General features: G+C 66.5%; 10 protein-coding genes. 4 read left to right on the top strand and 6 right to left on the bottom strand.

From position 1 onward, the window contains the following. Window position 1: 1 nt before the first annotated feature. The 4 genes from OTERR_RS12645 to OTERR_RS12630 all read left to right on the top strand — a co-directional run bounded on the left by OTERR_RS12645 (window position 2) and on the right by OTERR_RS12630 (window position 5,532). Entirely contained in the window at window positions 2–853 is an 852-nt protein-coding gene (locus OTERR_RS12645; protein WP_054622231.1) for an ExeA family protein, read from the top strand. Further along, on the top strand, window positions 828–2,273 hold the full coding sequence (locus OTERR_RS12640) for a tetratricopeptide repeat protein (protein ID WP_187775238.1): 1,446 nt from the start codon (window positions 828–830) through the stop codon (window positions 2,271–2,273). Before OTERR_RS12645 ends, OTERR_RS12640 begins: the two co-directional genes overlap by 26 nt. 181 nt (window positions 2,274–2,454) lie before the next feature. After that, window positions 2,455–2,793, top strand: coding sequence for a lytic transglycosylase domain-containing protein (locus tag OTERR_RS16750; RefSeq protein ID WP_246154167.1), 339 nt, complete (start codon window positions 2,455–2,457; stop codon window positions 2,791–2,793). Between the two features lie 120 nt (window positions 2,794–2,913). Next, a complete protein-coding gene (locus OTERR_RS12630) occupies window positions 2,914–5,532 on the top strand; it encodes an ATP-binding protein (protein ID WP_149425979.1) in 2,619 nt (872 codons plus the stop codon). Window positions 5,533–5,587: 55 nt separating this feature from the next. On the opposite strand, the gene uvrA is transcribed toward OTERR_RS12630, so the two are convergent. From uvrA to aspA, 6 genes are all read right to left on the bottom strand, one after another. Continuing rightward, on the bottom strand, window positions 5,588–8,422 hold the full coding sequence (gene uvrA, locus OTERR_RS12625) for an excinuclease ABC subunit UvrA (protein ID WP_149425978.1): 2,835 nt from the start codon (window positions 8,420–8,422) through the stop codon (window positions 5,588–5,590). A gap of 312 nt (window positions 8,423–8,734) precedes the next feature. After that, entirely contained in the window at window positions 8,735–10,096 is a 1,362-nt protein-coding gene (locus OTERR_RS12620; protein WP_149425977.1) for a sigma-54-dependent transcriptional regulator, read from the bottom strand. Further along, entirely contained in the window at window positions 10,089–11,963 is a 1,875-nt protein-coding gene (locus tag OTERR_RS12615) for a sensor histidine kinase (protein WP_149426545.1), read from the bottom strand. The genes OTERR_RS12620 and OTERR_RS12615 overlap by 8 nt, the downstream gene beginning before the upstream one ends. A 76-nt stretch (window positions 11,964–12,039) precedes the next feature. Then, window positions 12,040–12,801, bottom strand: a complete 762-nt coding sequence (locus tag OTERR_RS12610) for a sulfite exporter TauE/SafE family protein (RefSeq protein WP_149425976.1) — start codon at window positions 12,799–12,801, stop codon at window positions 12,040–12,042. Window positions 12,802–12,903: 102 nt separating this feature from the next. Next, the gene (locus tag OTERR_RS12605; RefSeq protein WP_149425975.1) at window positions 12,904–14,205 is read right to left on the bottom strand and encodes a dicarboxylate/amino acid:cation symporter; all 1,302 of its coding nucleotides are present in this window, start codon (window positions 14,203–14,205) and stop codon (window positions 12,904–12,906) included. A 69-nt stretch (window positions 14,206–14,274) separates the two neighbouring features. After that, window positions 14,275–15,705, bottom strand: a complete 1,431-nt coding sequence (aspA, locus tag OTERR_RS12600) for an aspartate ammonia-lyase (RefSeq protein ID WP_149425974.1) — start codon at window positions 15,703–15,705, stop codon at window positions 14,275–14,277. Window positions 15,706–15,813: the final 108 nt, after the last annotated feature.

Below are 15,813 nucleotides of genomic sequence, written 5' to 3'. Positions count from 1 at the left end.
CATGTCCGCCATGTCTGCTTCCCTGCCCGAGCTGGATGCGGTGTACCAGGCCCTGGGGTTTCATCGGGCCCCGTTCCGCATCACGCCGGATACGGACCTGTTCTTTCCCCACAGCCAGTACCTGACAGCCCTTAGCCACTTGCGCTATGGCTTGATGACCGGCGGCTTCACCCTGCTTACCGGTGAAGTTGGGCTGGGCAAGACCCTGGTGTGCCGTTATTTCATGCGCCAACTGGCCGGGGAGCAGGTCCGCACTGCCTATGTGTTCAACCCGGCGCAGAGTTACGGCGATCTTCTCGCCGGCATCTATCGGGATCTGACCGGAGAACAAGCGCCGGTAACTTCGGAAGGCGAGTTGCACGACCTGATGTATGCCACCCTGGTGCGCTTCGCCGAGCAGCAGATCCGGGTGGCCTTGATCGTCGACGAGGCGCATGGCATGACGCCCCGCCTGCTGGAAGGCTTGCGCCTGCTCTCCAACCTGGAAACCGAGCAGCGCAAGCTGATCTCCTTGATGCTGTTCGGTCAAACCGAGTTGGAAAGCATGCTTGGCACTTCGGAAATGCGCGCTCTGCGCCAACGTATCAGCATCTGGCATCGGCTCAAGCCGTTCGGTTGGCTGGAGACCGGGGAGTACGTACGGCATCGCATGAACACGGCCCGCTCTACCGGCGTATTCCAATTTTCGCGCACGGCCCTGCTGGCCGTGCACTGGTATGCCCGGGGAGTGCCCCGGCGCATCAACCAGATCTGTGATCGGGCGGTGCTGTTGGCCTTTGCCCGGGGCTCCCACGAGGTCACCCGGGCCATGGTGCGCACCGCCGCCCGTGAAGTCACCGGCTTCGGCCGCTGATCGTCTGACCGACCCCTGTACGGTTCTTTCGGAATCCACGTTCATGAGCATCATTGAAGAAACCCTGCACCGCCTGGAGCAAGTTCAGAACCCCGGGCTGTCCACGCCACTGCCTGCAAGCGCCTTCGGTCGCCCGGCCAGCCGGCGCAGCTGGCTGCTGCCGGCCGGGGCGGTCGCCCTTTCGGCGGCGGTCTTGGCGACGGGCGGTATCCTGTATTGGGGGGCGCCGGGGGGCGCCCCCGATGACGGGCCTCTGGCAGCGCGCACCGCTAAACCCGTGGCTGCCCAGGAAACAGGGGCAGGGTTGCAGCCCGTGTCCCTGGCTCCTTCTGCCGCGGATGCACGAGCATCTCAGATGCCGGGAGCGGTTCCCCCGGCGGATGCGGTTGCCGCCCCGTCTCAACCGGAGGCCGCTACCGTTGCGACTGCAACGCCGGCTCCCGCGGCGGACACTTCCGCCAAGGATGTGGCTCAGCCGGAATGGCTGGCTGCGGGCAAGGCGCTGTGGGCCGCGGGTAAAACGGATCAGGCTCTGGCCGAATGGGATAAAGGTGTCGCCAGCCTGTCCGCTCAGCAACGTCTCATTGCCGTGGCGGCCTTTTATGATCGTCCTACGGCAGACAAAGCGCTGCAAAAACTGGCCGATCTGCCAGGTGCCTTCCTGACGCGCGGATTGTTCCGCGGTCAGGACGCCTTCTACGCCGTGGTGAACTCCGAGCCGGCGCAGCGTAAGGATGATCTGGCCGCAGTCCGCCAGATCACCGGGATCAAGAGCGCGGCCATTACTACCGTCAGCCGTTTGAACCAATCGCTCAACGGCGATGCGCCAGTTGTCCAGGCGGCCACGGTGAAACCTTCGTCCAGTGGGGAAAAATTCGTTGCCGCCACTACTGCTCCCGCGCCCTCTACCGGAGCCCCGGCAACCACCTTGACGCCGGCGGCTGGTGGTGACGATTTCCGCTTCGATGGGCGTGCCGAACCGATTCGAGCGGCTTTTCGCGCCGGGCAATGGCGTGAAGTCGAAGAGCGTACGCGGCCCCTGCTGCTCGAAGCGGGCAGCCGTTGGGAAGCCTGGTGGTGGATGGGGCGTGCGGTGCTTGGCCAAGGGCGCGCCGCAGAAGCAGAGAATTATCTGTCCCGGGCGGCGGAGCTCAACCCTGGGGTGGCAGAAATCTGGATCAGCCGGGGGCTGGCGGCCCAGGAGCGCGGTGATCATGCGCGCGCCGTTGTCTACCTCGAGCAGGCGCGGACCTTGACGCCCCTGGCCCCGGAAGTCTGGTTCAACCTGGGGTACTCGCGTCAGGCACTGGGCAACAAGTCAGTGGCGGAGGAAGAGTGGAACCGCTTCCTGCAATTGGCGGGCGAAGCTCCCCGCTATGCCTCGCTGCGCCGCTATGTGGAGCAGCGTCTGGGGCGCTGAGATGATCTCTGACTGGACCCGGAGAATCGAGGGAGGCCGGCGGCCTCCCTCCCTTTTTAGTTTGCTCGTTTGTCTAGGCCTGGGGAGCTGCCTGATCTCCGCCAGCGTCTGGGCCAAGCCTCGTCCCGAGTGGGAGGGCTGCATCCATGAAGCGGCGGTACGGCATCGGGTTCCCGCCTCTTTGATCCGGGCCATCCTCATGGTGGAAGGGGGGCAGGTCGGGCAAACCGTGTCCAATCGAAACGGTAGTGTCGATATCGGCCCGATGCAGATCAATTCTATCTGGCTACCCGAGATCGAGCGCCGGGGCGGCAGTTTTCGGCTGATTCGCGATCATTCCTGCGCCAACATTCATTTTGGGACGTGGCTGCTCTCCCGGGAAATTACCCGTTTCGATGTGACGGGCCTTGATCGCCAGACCTTCTGGCGGGCCGTGGGTAATTACCATTCACGTACCCCCGAGTTGAATAGCCGCTATGCAGAACGGGTCTGGAATGCCTGGCGGCGCTTGGGGCAATAGGGCTTTTGTTGTATGCGGTAGGTCGTATTTATCTGGCATGTTTGCTGCCATAGAATGACGCCTCAATTATTGGACTGGCTACGGTCTGCCTAGATCGTGGCCATACGGCGGAATTCTTCAATGACGACAGCCCTGCGGGGAAAAACAGGTGTGTTCCATCGCCCCGATTCCCCGGGCGAGCGGTGCCCTGCCGCCGGTGTTTCCGCCTGCTTCGGTAGCGCAGAGGAAAATAAGCTTTCCGTCATTCTGTTCGGTACGATTTCGATCGTCGCCGGAGGCGTTGGGCAAGCCGCGTTCCGTTACGAAAAACTCAAGGGACTCCTTGCCTACCTGGCAATGCAGCCGCAGATGCCGTTGTCCCGGACGTTTCTTGCCGGGCTGTTCTGGCCCGAGCTCAGCGCCGACGCCGGGCGACAGAATCTGCGCCAGGCGCTGTTTCTCCTGCGCAGCGTCCTCGGGGACGACGTTATCGAATCCAGCCGCCAGACGGTGCGGTTCGTACCGGGGCGGCGGGTCGGCGTCGATGCCTTATTCCTTGAGCAAGCGGCGCGCGGGTTTGCCGAATGTACCGGGTGCGCGGGCTTGCCCTCCTGCGCGTGTAGCCCCGAAGTGGCGCTGCAAGGCTATCGCGGCCCATTTGCCGAAGGCCTGACTCTTCCCGATTGTCCGGAATTCGAGCGTTGGCTGGTGGCTCGGCGCGAGTCCCTGCACCGTTGTGCCGTCGATTTCATGGCGCGCTATGTGGATTGGCGTTCCAGCCAAGGGGCTTTTCAAGATGCCTTGCAGTGGGCCATGCGCTACGTCGACCTGGAGCCCTGGGATGAGGAGGGGCTGCAGCGGTTGATGCGCCTTTACGCACAAACCGGTAACTCCGCTGCCGGCCTCGTCCACTACCAGCGTTTTGAAAAGGAACTTCTGGCCGAGCTGGGAATTCGACCGAGCGTGGAAATTCGCGCCTTGGCCGACGTGCTGCGCAGTGGCGAATCCTGTCGCCCCGAGATAGAGCCCGTCGATGATAGGCGGGTGGCCCCGGTGGCAGCAGAGCGACGCCAGGTCACGGTGGTGTTTTGTGAGCTGTCGCCCAACTGCGAACCCGAACATGAAGACATGGGCGGCATGTTTGCAGCCCGCCGCGATGAGTTCGTCCGCCATCTGGTGCAGGCCGGGGGACGTGTGGTGCATAACCACGGTTTGTCCGTATTGGCCTATTTCGGGTTTCCCAAGACTTGGGAGGGGGCGGCGCTATCGGCGGCCAATGCCTCGTTCAGCGCTCAGCGAGCGGTGTCCGACGCCGATCTGCAATGTACCGTGGCCATCCATACCGGCATGGTGACCGTGGGTGAGGGGCTTGAAGATGGCCTGTGCGGGCATGTCTCCGCGGCGGCCATGGCGCTGGCCTATGCGGTGCCACCAGGTCAGATAGTGGTTTCTGATGCGACCCTGCCGCAGTTGCGTGGCGCATTTGTCCACGAGCCCCAGGTTCCTGCTGGCAGTCCTGGGAGGCGGCACCTGCCGGCTCACCGCCTGCTACGCCCCCGTGCCGGCGGGCGCGTGGCCAAACGGGCGGGCGAGCCTGCTCGCACACCGCGCCTGGTGGGGCGCCAGGGTGAGCTGCTGCACCTGCTCGGCTGGTGGCGTGAGGCGCGGCGTGGCCAGGGGCGGCTTGTGCAGATCGTGGGCGAGGCTGGTGTGGGGAAGACCTTTTTGGTCGGGGCACTGCGCCGCCGCCTGGCTGGCAGTGATGCCGCGCTGCTTCCCCTGATTGCGCACCGCGACCAGCGCACTATGCCGCTTGGGCCCGTACGCCACTGGCTGGCCCGCCGGCTGCCGGTCCGCCCTACCAGTGGCCAAGCCGTTACGGTTGCACGCTTGCGCCGTTTGCTGCGCGCAGTGCCCGCCAGCGATGGCGATCTGGACGATCTGGCCCGCTGGTTGCATGACGCTCCTGATAGCGCTAATGACGCGACGCACATCGTTGAACTGTTGGCCGCCCTACTTGGGCAGGTGGCTCGCCAGCACCCCTTGCTGCTGACCTTGGACGATGTGGAATTTGCCGATGCGGAGACGCTTCGGCTGCTTGATCAACTGGTTGCCACTCCAGGCTTGCCGCTGCTGGTTGTGGTGACGGGGCGCCGTACCTTTGGCGGGCGATCGCCGGCGGTTTCCCTGCCATTGGCCCCCCTGGCATTTCCCTTGGACCGGGAGTTGGCTGAGAGCTTTCTCGACAGTGGGCGTGGCGGGCTCCCCGAGTGGGCCGAGAAGGTGCTGGGGTGTTGCGAAGGCAACCCCCTCTTCATCGAGGAGTTTCTGGTTATGGGTTTGCGTAACGGCGGCCGTTTGCAATCCGCAAGCCGCCAGCTGATTCCATCATCCCTACGGGATCTGATGATGGCTCGCCTGGATGGCTTGGGTGTGGCCAAGGGGGTGGTGCAATACGCCTCGATCCTGGGGCGGGAATTCTCGCTTTCGCATCTGGCCGGTCTATGCGGCCTGACGGTCGGTGAAATTGCCTCCTACCTGGAGCCCCTGGTCGAAGATGGCATTTTCGATGTGCTCCCCGGGGAGGAGGAGGAAGATCCCCGCCTGGTGTTTTGCCAGAACCTGTTGCGCGAGGCGGCCAATCAGTCATTGCCGCGCCTGGTCCGGGAAGCCCTGGAAGCGCGGGCGGCGGCGTTGCTTGCCCCCGAGATTCCGGCTGTGACCAAAGTGCTGCCGCAGGATCTTTCCACCGCCGCTTGAGGTGCGAGACCTCCCCCGGGCGAGGGGTTGCTTCGCACCGGGGAAGGCGTGGGGGTTAGCCTCGTTTCAGCAGGGGGGCGAGGAAGCGGCCGGTGTGGCTTTCCTTGACCTTGACCACCTGTTCCGGCGTGCCCGCGGCGATGATGCGGCCACCGCCGCCGCCACCCTCAGGCCCCAGATCCACCAGCCAGTCGGCGGTCTTGATCACGTCCAGATTGTGCTCGATCACCACCACCGTATTGCCGTGGTCGGCCAGGCGGTGCAGCACCTTCAGCAGCAGTTCGATGTCGGCGAAGTGCAGGCCGGTGGTCGGTTCGTCCAGGATGTACAGGGTGCGGCCGGTGTCGCGCTTCGACAGTTCCAGGGACAACTTGACCCGCTGCGCCTCCCCGCCGGAGAGCGTCGTGGCGCTCTGCCCCAGGGTGATGTAGGAAAGGCCTACGTCCACCAGGGTCTGCAGCTTGCGCGCCACCGTTGGCACCGCGTCGAAGAATTCCCGGGCCTGTTCCACGGTCATTTGCAGCACGTCGTAGATCGACTTGCCCTTGTAGTGCACCTCCAGGGTTTCCCGGTTGTAGCGTTTGCCGTGGCAGACGTCGCAGGGCACGTAGATGTCTGGCAGGAAGTGCATCTCCACCTTGATCACGCCGTCCCCCTGGCAAGCCTCGCAGCGGCCGCCCTTGACGTTGAAGGAGAAGCGGCCGGGGCCGTAGCCCCGGGAGCGGGCTTCCGGCACCCCGGCGAAGAGTTCGCGGATGGGGGTCAAGAGGCCCGTGTAGGTGGCCGGGTTGGAGCGAGGGGTGCGGCCGATGGGGCTCTGGTCCACGTTGATCACCTTATCGAAGTGATCCAGGCCGGTGATCTCGTCGTGCTCGGCGGGCTCGGTGTTGGAGCCATAGAGGGTCTTGGCCGCCACCGCATACAGGGTGTCGTTGATCAGGGTGGACTTGCCCGAGCCGGAGACGCCGGTAACGCAGGTGAACAGCCCTACCGGCAGGTGCAGGTCGGTGTCCTTGAGGTTGTTACCCCGAGCGCCCTTGATCTGCAACTGCCGCTCCGGGTCGGGAGCACGGCGCTGCGTCGGCACGGCGATGCGCTTGGCGCCCGAGAGGTAGGCGCCGGTGAGTGATTTGGCGTTGTTCGCCACCTGCTCGGGCGTGCCCTCGGCAACGATGGCGCCGCCGTGCACCCCGGCCCCGGGGCCAATGTCCACCACGTAGTCGGCGGTGCGGATGGCGTCCTCGTCATGCTCCACCACGATCACCGTGTTGCCGATGTCGCGCAGCTGGCGCAGGGTGGCCAGCAGCCGGTCGTTGTCGCGCTGGTGCAGACCGATGGACGGTTCGTCGAGCACGTACATGACGCCGGTCAGGCCGGAGCCGATCTGGCTGGCCAGGCGGATGCGCTGGGCCTCGCCGCCGGAAAGGGTCTCGGCCGAGCGGTCCAGGGACAAGTAGTCCAGGCCCACGTTGATGAGGAACTGCAGGCGGGCGGTGATCTCCTTGAGGATCTTTTCCGCCACCTGGGCCTTGTGGCCGGTCATCTCCAGAGTGAAGAAAAAGTCCCGGGCCGCGGCCAGGGGCATGCGGCTGATCTCGTGCAGGGTCTTGCCCTGGTCCCCCTGGCCGATGCGCACGTTGCGCGCCTCCTTGCGCAGGCGGGTGCCTTCGCAGGTGGGGCAGGGGCGGGTGCTGATGTACTTGGCCAGCTCTTCCTTGACCGTCAGGGAATCGGTTTCCTTGTAGCGCCGTTCCAGGTTGGGAATGATCCCCTCGAAGGCGTGCTCCTTGAGCACGTACTTGCCCCGCTCGTTGAGGTACTGGAAGGCGATGGCCTCCTTGCCCGAGCCGAACAGCAGGATCTCCCGGGTCGCCTCGGGCAGCTCGTTCCACGGCGTATCCACGTCGAAGCCGTAGTGCTGGGCCAGGGACAGCAGCATCTGGAAGTAGAACTGGTTGCGCCGGTCCCAGCCGCGGATGGCGCCGGCGGACAGGGACAGCTCCGGATGGGCCACCACCCGCTTCGGGTCGAAGAACTGCATTACCCCCAGGCCGTCGCACTTGGGGCAGGCACCCATCGGGTTGTTGAAGGAGAAGATGCGCGGCTCGAGCTCCTGCAAGGCGTAGGAGCACACCGGGCAGGCGAACTTGGCCGAGAACAGGTGTTCCGTGTCCGAATCCATCTCCAGGGCGATGGCTCGGCCGTCGGCGTGGCGCAGGGCCGTCTCGAACGACTCGGCCAAGCGCTGGCGCATGTCATCGCGCACCTTGAGGCGGTCCACCACCACGTCGATGGTGTGCTTCTTGTTCTTGTCCAGCTTCGGTAGGGCGTCGATCTCGTGGATCTCGCCGTCAATGCGCAGGCGTACGAAGCCCTGGGCGCGCAGCTCGGCGAACAGGTCCAGCTGCTCGCCCTTGCGGTTGGCCACCACCGGCGCCAGCACCATCAGCTTGGTGTCCTCGGGCAGTGCCAGCACGTGGTCCACCATCTGGGAGACGGTCTGGGCCTCCAGGGGCAGATGGTGGTCTGGGCAGTAGGGCGTGCCGGCCCGGGCGAACAGCAGCCGTAGGTAGTCGTGGATCTCGGTGACCGTGCCTACGGTGGAGCGCGGGTTGTGGCTGGTGGCCTTCTGCTCGATGGAAATGGCCGGGGACAGGCCCTCGATCAGGTCCACGTCGGGCTTTTCCATCAGTTGCAGGAACTGCCGGGCGTAGGCCGAGAGCGATTCCACATAGCGGCGTTGGCCCTCGGCGTAGAGGGTGTCGAAGGCCAGGGACGACTTGCCCGAGCCGGACAGGCCGGTGATCACGATCAGCTTGTCCCGGGGCAGGTCCAGGCTGATGTTCTTCAGGTTATGGGTCCGCGCGCCGCGGATCTTGATCTCGTCCATGGGGTGTCCGGCTCGATTGGGGGCAACCGGAAACTATACCGCGGCGACGGACTTAAAGGGAATTCTGGTGGTGTGGTGATGCTTGGGGGTGGCGTTTGGGAGGGAACGCCGGTTTCACCCTGAATCGCCCCTCTCCTCCGTTCCGCTGGCCTGGCCGTTCCGTTCCCCGCACGTTCGGCCTCATGTGGCGATGCACTTGCTCCTTGATTTCCGAGAAACTGTCCGGACTGCGGCGAGGAGGTCCGGAAATCGCGCCAAGGGGAAAACTCTCCGCCCGGGCAGATGCCCGGAGAACAAGCACTGGCGCGGACCTTAGCCCTGTTCGCCGAGGTGGTACTTGCGGATTTTGTCGTGCAGGGTGGTCTTGGCCACGCCCAGGGCTTCGGCGGTGCGGGCCAGGCTGCCGCCATGGCGGGCCAGGGCGTCGGCGATGAGGGCCCGTTCAAAGGATTCCACTGTTTCCGCCAGATGTTGCGGCCCGGTCGGGGCGGCGGCGAAGGGAGCCACCCCGGCTTCGATGCCGAGCACGCAGCGATCCGCCACGTTGCGCAGTTCGCGCACGTTGCCCGGCCAGTCGTAGGCCATCAGTAGGTTGAGGCGCGCCGCATCGGCGGCGGGTACCGGGCGCTCGTGGCGGGCGGCGGCCTGGAGCAGGAAGTGCTCAAATAATAAGGGGATGTCCTCGCGCCGCTCGCGCAGGGGGGGCAGGGGTAGGGTGGCGACGCTCAGGCGGTAGTAGAGGTCGGCGCGGAAGCGGCCCTGGTCGGCGAGTTCCTTGAGGTCGGCCTTGGTGGCGGCCACCACCCGGCAGTCGACGGGGATCGGCGTGTTGGAGCCCAGCCGTTCCAGGCTGCGCTCCTGCAGCACGCGCAGCAGCTTGATCTGCATCGCCAGGGGCATGGACTCGATCTCGTCGAGGAACAAGGTGCCGCCGTTAGCGTGCTCGATCTTGCCGATGCGTTTCTTGCCGGCGCCGGTGTAGGCCCCGGCCTCGTGGCCGAAAATCTCGCTTTCGAACAGGGTGTCGGGCAGGCCGCCACAGTTGATGGCGACAAAGTTGCCGCTGCGGCGCGGGCCGGCCTCGTGCAGGCAGCGGGCCACCAGCTCCTTGCCGGTGCCGGTCTCGCCGAAGATCAGCACGTCGGCGGCGCTGTTGGCCAGGTCCACGATCAGCCGGCGCGTGCGCACCATGGCCGGGGCGCGGCCGATCAGGCGGGCCTCCAGTTGGTCCTCGCCCTCCAACCTGGCGCGCAGGGCGCGCACCTCCAGGGTCAGGCGACGCTTGTCCAGGGCGCGCCGGGTCACGTCCACCAGGTGCTCGGGAGCGAAGGGCTTCTCGATGAAGTCGTAGGCCCCGTCCTTCATCGCCTGCACCGCCAGGGAGACGTCGCCGTGACCGGTGATCAGCACCACCGGCAGCTCCGGGTCCAGGGCGTGCAGCTCGCGCAGCAGGGCCATGCCGTCGGCGCCGGGCAGGCGGATGTCGCTCACCACTACGCCGGCGAAGTTGGCCCCCAGACGCTTGCGCGCCTGTTCCACCGAGCCGGCGGACTGGGTGGCGATGCCTTCGAGCTGCAGGGCCTGCTCGCAGCCCAGCAGCACGTCCGGGTCGTCCTCGATAATCAGCACCGAAAGCGGCGTGGCGAGGGGCGTAGCGGGGGCAGCGTCAGTCATGGCGGATCTCGTCGGCAGCGGGGATTTCCAGGGTGAACACGGCGCCGCCCTCCGGGTGGTTGTCACCCGCCAGGGTACCGCCAAAATCGTGCACGATGCCGGCGGAGATGGGCAGCCCCAAGCCCAGGCCGACACCCGCCTCCTTGGTGGTGAAGAAGGGCTCGAACAGGTGCGCGCGCACCTCGTCGCTCAACCCCGGGCCGTGGTCGCGCACCCGCAGGCGCAGCAGGGCGCCCGCTTGTTCGGCGGTCAGTTCCAGGCGTGGTGCGTCCTGGCCGGCCATGGCGTCGAGGGCGTTGCCGATCAAGTTGACCAGCACCTGCTCCAGCCGGTTCGGGTCGCACAGGGCCACCAGGTCCGCCGACGGCAGGGTTTGCTCGACCCGGGCGCCGCTCTGGCGCAGGCGCTGTTCGAGCAGCGCCAGGGCATTGTCGATGGCCTGTTGCAGCACCACCGGCTGGGGTCGGCCCGAGGACTTGCGGGCGAAGGACTTGAGCTGGCCGGTCAGGGTCCCCATACGGTCCACCAGTTGTGCGATGCGCCCCAGGTTGCCGCGCACCGTGGGCAGGTCGCCCCGGTCGAGGAACTTGCCGGCATTACCCGAGAGGGTGCGCAGGGCAGCCAGGGGCTGGTTCAGCTCGTGGGCGATGCCGGCGGCAAGCTGGCCGATTACCGCCAGCTTGCCGGCCTGGACCAGTTCGTCCTGGGCGGCGCGCAGGGTGCGCTCGGCCCGGATGCGTTCGGCCACTTCGGCCTGGAGGCGGGCGTTGGCGGCGGAGAGGGCGGCGGTGCGGGCCTCGACCTTGCGCTCCAGCTCGTCGTGGGCGCGCTGCAGGGCTTCCCGGGCGGCCAGCCGGTCGCGCAGGTGGCGGCGCCGCTCGTTGAACATGAACAACACGATGAACACCAGCACCGCCCCGATGCCGGCCAGGGCGGCCCGGTTGGCGGCCATTTCGCGCACCTGCTCGACGTGGGAGAACACCGTCAGGTTCCACGGGGTGCCGGGCAGGGGTTGGGCCTGGGCGAGGAACTTGCCGGTGACCGGGAACACCGACACCGTCTCCGGCCCGACCCGGGGCAGGCGCACCAATTGGGCGCCGTGGTCGAGGGGGGCGATTTCCTTCACTCCCAGGGGGTTGAGGGCGCGTCGGTTGTATTGCTGGGTGCGGTCGAAGGTGTGCCGGGTGGTCTCGTCCAGGGGGCGCAGGGTGGTGAATTTCCAGTCCGGCACCGAGGCCAGGATCACCACGCCGTTTTCGTCGGCCACCAGGGCGGGGGCCTCCACCGTCGCCCAGGATTTTTCCAGCTGCTCCAGGCTGACCTTGACCACCGCCACGCCCACCGTGCCTTGGGCGTTGGCCAGGGCCGAGGCCAGGTAGTAGCCCGGCTCGCCCCGGGTGGTGCCGATGCCGAAGAAGCGGCTGCTGCCGGTTTCCAGGGCCTCGCGGAAGTAGGGGCGGAACGACAGGTCCTCGCCGAGGAAACTGTCCGGGCGGCGCCAGTTGCTGGTGGCCAGTACCGTGCCGCGGGTGTCGAGCACGTAGATCGACAGGGTGCCGGCCCGCTCGTTGAGCTGCTCCAGGTAGAGGCTGACCCGCTTGGCCAGGGGCGTGTCCCGCGCGTCCCGGGCGAGCAGGTCGAGCACGTCCCGCTCCAGCCCCAGGGTGGTGGGGAAGTAGGCGTACTTGTCGATCTCCCGCTCCAGGCTGGTAGCGTAGAGGTCGAGGCGATGCCGCCCGGTCGCCTGCAACTCGGCCAGGCCCATGGCCTGGCTGACCCGGAAGGTGGTGTAGCTGGCGCCGCCGATCAGCAGGGCCAGGGTGCAGACCAGGGCCAGGAGGCGGAGCAGGCGTTGCGGGGCGGACATGGCGGACAGGGGAGCTGGCGCGGAGTCGGGGAACGGCACCATGCTATCAGGTGCCGCCGCGGACGGTGGGACGGGCTCAGGCATGGAAATAGCCGGTCGCCTGCTTGATGATCAGCACCGCCACCACCAGCAGGAAGGCGCGGCGGACAAAGCCGGCGCCGTGGCGCAGGGCGAGCAGGGTGCCGACCTGGGCGCCGGCCAGGTTGCAGGCGGCCATGATCAGCCCGATGCCCCACAGCAGGGGGCCGTGGCTGGCGAAGAAGGCGATGGCGGCGACGTTGGTGGCGGCATTGACCACCTTGGCGCTGGCCGAGGCGTGCAGGAAGTCCATGCCGAACAGGCGGACGAAGGCGAAGATCAGCAGGCTGCCGGTGCCCGGACCGAAGAAACCGTCGTACAGGCCGATGACCAGGCCGAGGGCGGCGCCCTTCCAGCGGTCGGCCCGGGTTAGTTCCCGGGTGGCGGCATGGCCCAGGTCCTTGCGCAGGAAGGTGTAGCCGGCCACCACGATCATCAGCACCAGCACCAGGGGCTGCATCGCCTCCCGGGACAGCCAGGCCACCAGAGCCGCGCCCCCCCAGGCCCCAAACAGGGCGGCGCCGGTGGCTGGCAGCACCACCGCCCAGGGGATGGAGACTGCCCGGGCAAAGCGCCATACCGCCGCGCCGGTGCCGGCGATGCTGGAAACCTTGTTGGTGCCGAACAGAGTGGGGATCGGCGTCGCGGGAAATTGGCCGAGCAGCACCGGAATCTGGATGAGGCCGCCGCCACCCACCACGGCGTCCACCATCCCGGCGAAGAAGGCGGCGGGGGCGAGGATGTACCAGTCGAAAGTCATGGCCGGAGAAAAAGAAGCCCGGCAAGACGGTGCCGGGCGAACTGGAGGAGAGGGGCAGGCGGCGGCGCGCGGTGGGCCGCTGCCCGGCAAGGGATGGACCGCTCAGGCGGCTTCGGGGTAGGTCTCGTCCACCACCGGCAGGGACTCTTCGGCATCGGCCTGGTCGGCCGGCACCGGGTCGATGGCGCCTTCCCACTTGGCCACCACGGCGGTGGCGATGGAGTTGCCCAGCACGTTGGTGACGGTGCGGCCCATGTCGAGGAAGTGGTCGATGCCCAGCACCAGCAGCAGGCCGGCTTCCGGCAGGTTGAACATGGGTAGCACGGCGGCCACCACCACCAGGGAAGCCCGGGGCACCCCGGCGATGCCCTTGGAGGAGACCATCAGTACCAGCAACATGGTGATCTGGGCGCCCAGGCTCATCGGGATGTCGTAGGCCTGGGCGATGAACAAGGCCAGAAAGGTGGTGTACATCATCGAACCGTCCAGGTTGAACGAGTAACCCAGGGGCAGGACGAAGCCGGTGACCCGGTTCTTGATGCCGAACTTTTCCAGTTGTTCCATCAGCTTGGGGTACACGGACTCGCTGGAGGCGGTGGAGAAGCCCACCAGGAGCGGGCCGCGCACCAGCTTGAGGAGGCGGAACACGTCCTTGCCCAGCACGGCGAAGCCGGCCAGGATCAGCACACCCCACAGGGCCGCCAGGGCGATGTAGAAGCTGACCATGAACTTGCCGAACACCAGCAGCATGCCCAGGCCGTTGACCGTGATGGCGGCAGCCACGGCGCCGAACACGCCGAAGGGGGCGAAGCGCATCACGTAGTCGGTGACTTTCAGCATCACGTGCACCACCTCGTCCATGGTGTTCACCAGGGAGCGGGCGGTCTGGTTGTGCAGATGGCCCAGGGCGACGCCGAAGAACACGGCGAAGATGAGGATCTGCAGCACCTCGTTGCCGGCCATGGCCTCGATCACGCTCTTGGGAAAGACGTGGGTGATGAAGTCCTTCAGGTTGAGGGCGGCGGTCTTCAGGTTGAGACCAGCGGCGGAGTCGGGCAGGGGTACGTTCAGCCCGTGGCCCGGCTGCAGCACGTTGGCAAAGAGCAGGCCGATGAAGAGGGAACAGAACGAGGCGCAAACGAACCAGCCCAGGGCACGACCGCCGATGCGGCCCACCGCCTTGGCATCGCCCATGTTGGCCAGGCCCGCCACCAGGGTGGCGAAGATCAGGGGCGCGATGATCATCTTGATCAGGCGCAGGAAGATGTCGGTGAGGATGCCGAAGTAACCGGCCAGATCCTTGGCTGCGGCGGCATCCGGCACTATCTCGTGGCAGACGTAGCCGACGACGATGCCGAGGACCAGGGCGACCCCGATCCAGGTGGTCAGCTTGTTCATTTTCATTGCAGGACTCCTCCCCCGGTCAGGCCGGGATGAAATGGGAATGACGTTGATCGTCTCTTCGGTGGGGGATCAGGGCTTGGCGGCAGGGGCGGCAGGAATGGCCCGCGGCCGGGTCAGCACCTCGGGGCGCAGCACTTCGGCCAGGGCTTCCGGGGTCATCAGGCCCTGGCCCAGCACCACCTCGGTGACGCTCTTGCCGCTGCGGAAGGCCTCCGCCGCCACTTCGGTGGCGTTGGCGTAGCCGATGTAGGGGTTCAGCGCGGTGACGATGCCGATGGAGTTCTCGACGCTGGCGCGCAGGGTGTCCCGATTGGCGGTGATGCCGTCCACGCAGCGGTCGGCCAGGGTCAGGCAGCCGGCGCGCAGGTGGTGCACGCTCTTGAACAGACTGTGGGCGATGATCGGCTCGAAGGCGTTGAGCTGGAGCTGGCCGGCCTCGGCGGCGAAGGTGACGGTCTGGTCGTTGCCGATCACTTCATAGGCGATCTGGTTCACCACTTCCGGGATCACCGGGTTCACCTTGCCCGGCATGATCGACGAGCCGGCCTGGCGCGCCGGCAGGTTGATCTCGCCCAGGCCGGCCCGGGGGCCGGAAGAGAGCAGGCGCAGGTCGTTGCAGGTCTTGGACAGCTTCACGGCGACGCGCTTCAGCACGCCGGACAGCTGTACGAAGGCGCCGCAGTCCTGGGTGGCTTCCACCAGGTTGGGGGCGGTCACCACCGGCACGCCGCTCACCTCGGCGAGCAGGCGGCAGACCAGAGGGGCGTAGTCCGGGTGGGCGTTGATGCCGGTGCCGATGGCGGTGGCGCCCAGGTTGATCTCGCGGATCAAGAGGGCCGCTTCCTTGAGGCGCTCCTCGTCCTCGCCGAGCATCACGGCGTAGGTGGAGAACTCCTGGCCCAGGGTCATGGGCACCGCGTCCTGCAACTGGGTGCGGCCCATCTTGAGCACGTCGGCGAATTCGTCGGCCTTGCGCTCGAAGCTGCGGCGCAGGTGGGCCATGGCCTCCACCAGGCGGAAGATGCCTACGTAGGTGGCCAGCTTGAGGGCCGAGGGATACACGTCGTTGGTGGACTGCCCCATATTGACGTGCTCGTTGGGGTGCAGGTGGGCGTATTCGCCCTTGCCGTGGCCGAGGATTTCCAGGGCCCGGTTGGCGATCACCTCGTTGGCGTTCATGTTGGTCGAGGTGCCGGCGCCGCCCTGGATCACGTCCACCACGAACTGGTCGTGCAGCTTGCCGGCGATCAGCTCGCGGCAGGCGGCGACGATGGCGTCGGCCCGGGTGGCGTCGAGCAGGCCGAGCTGCTGGTTGGCGCGGGCGGCGGCCAGCTTGATCTGGGCCAGGGCCCTGATCAGGTCCGGGTAGACGGCGATGGAAATGCCGGTGATGGGAAAGTTTTCCAGGGCGCGCAGGGTATGCACGCCGTAATAGACGTCGGCAGGGACGTTCTTGTCGCCGAGCAGGTCGTGCTCGGAACGGTAGGGGGTGCCGCTCATGGTGTCTCCGGTCTCCTGGTGGTGTGTCGTGGGCCCTCGCAAGGGGGCCTCCAGGTTTTTGCACGGAGCGTGCCAACTGATCGATTTTTTCAAGCGGTTGATTGGAAA

Origin of the sequence: Oryzomicrobium terrae (assembly GCF_008274805.1) — a bacterium.
Classification (GTDB): domain Bacteria; phylum Pseudomonadota; class Gammaproteobacteria; order Burkholderiales; family Rhodocyclaceae; genus Oryzomicrobium; species Oryzomicrobium terrae.
The sequence above is the reverse complement of the archived record's forward strand: the minus strand, read 5'-3'. Positions and strand labels throughout refer to the sequence as shown.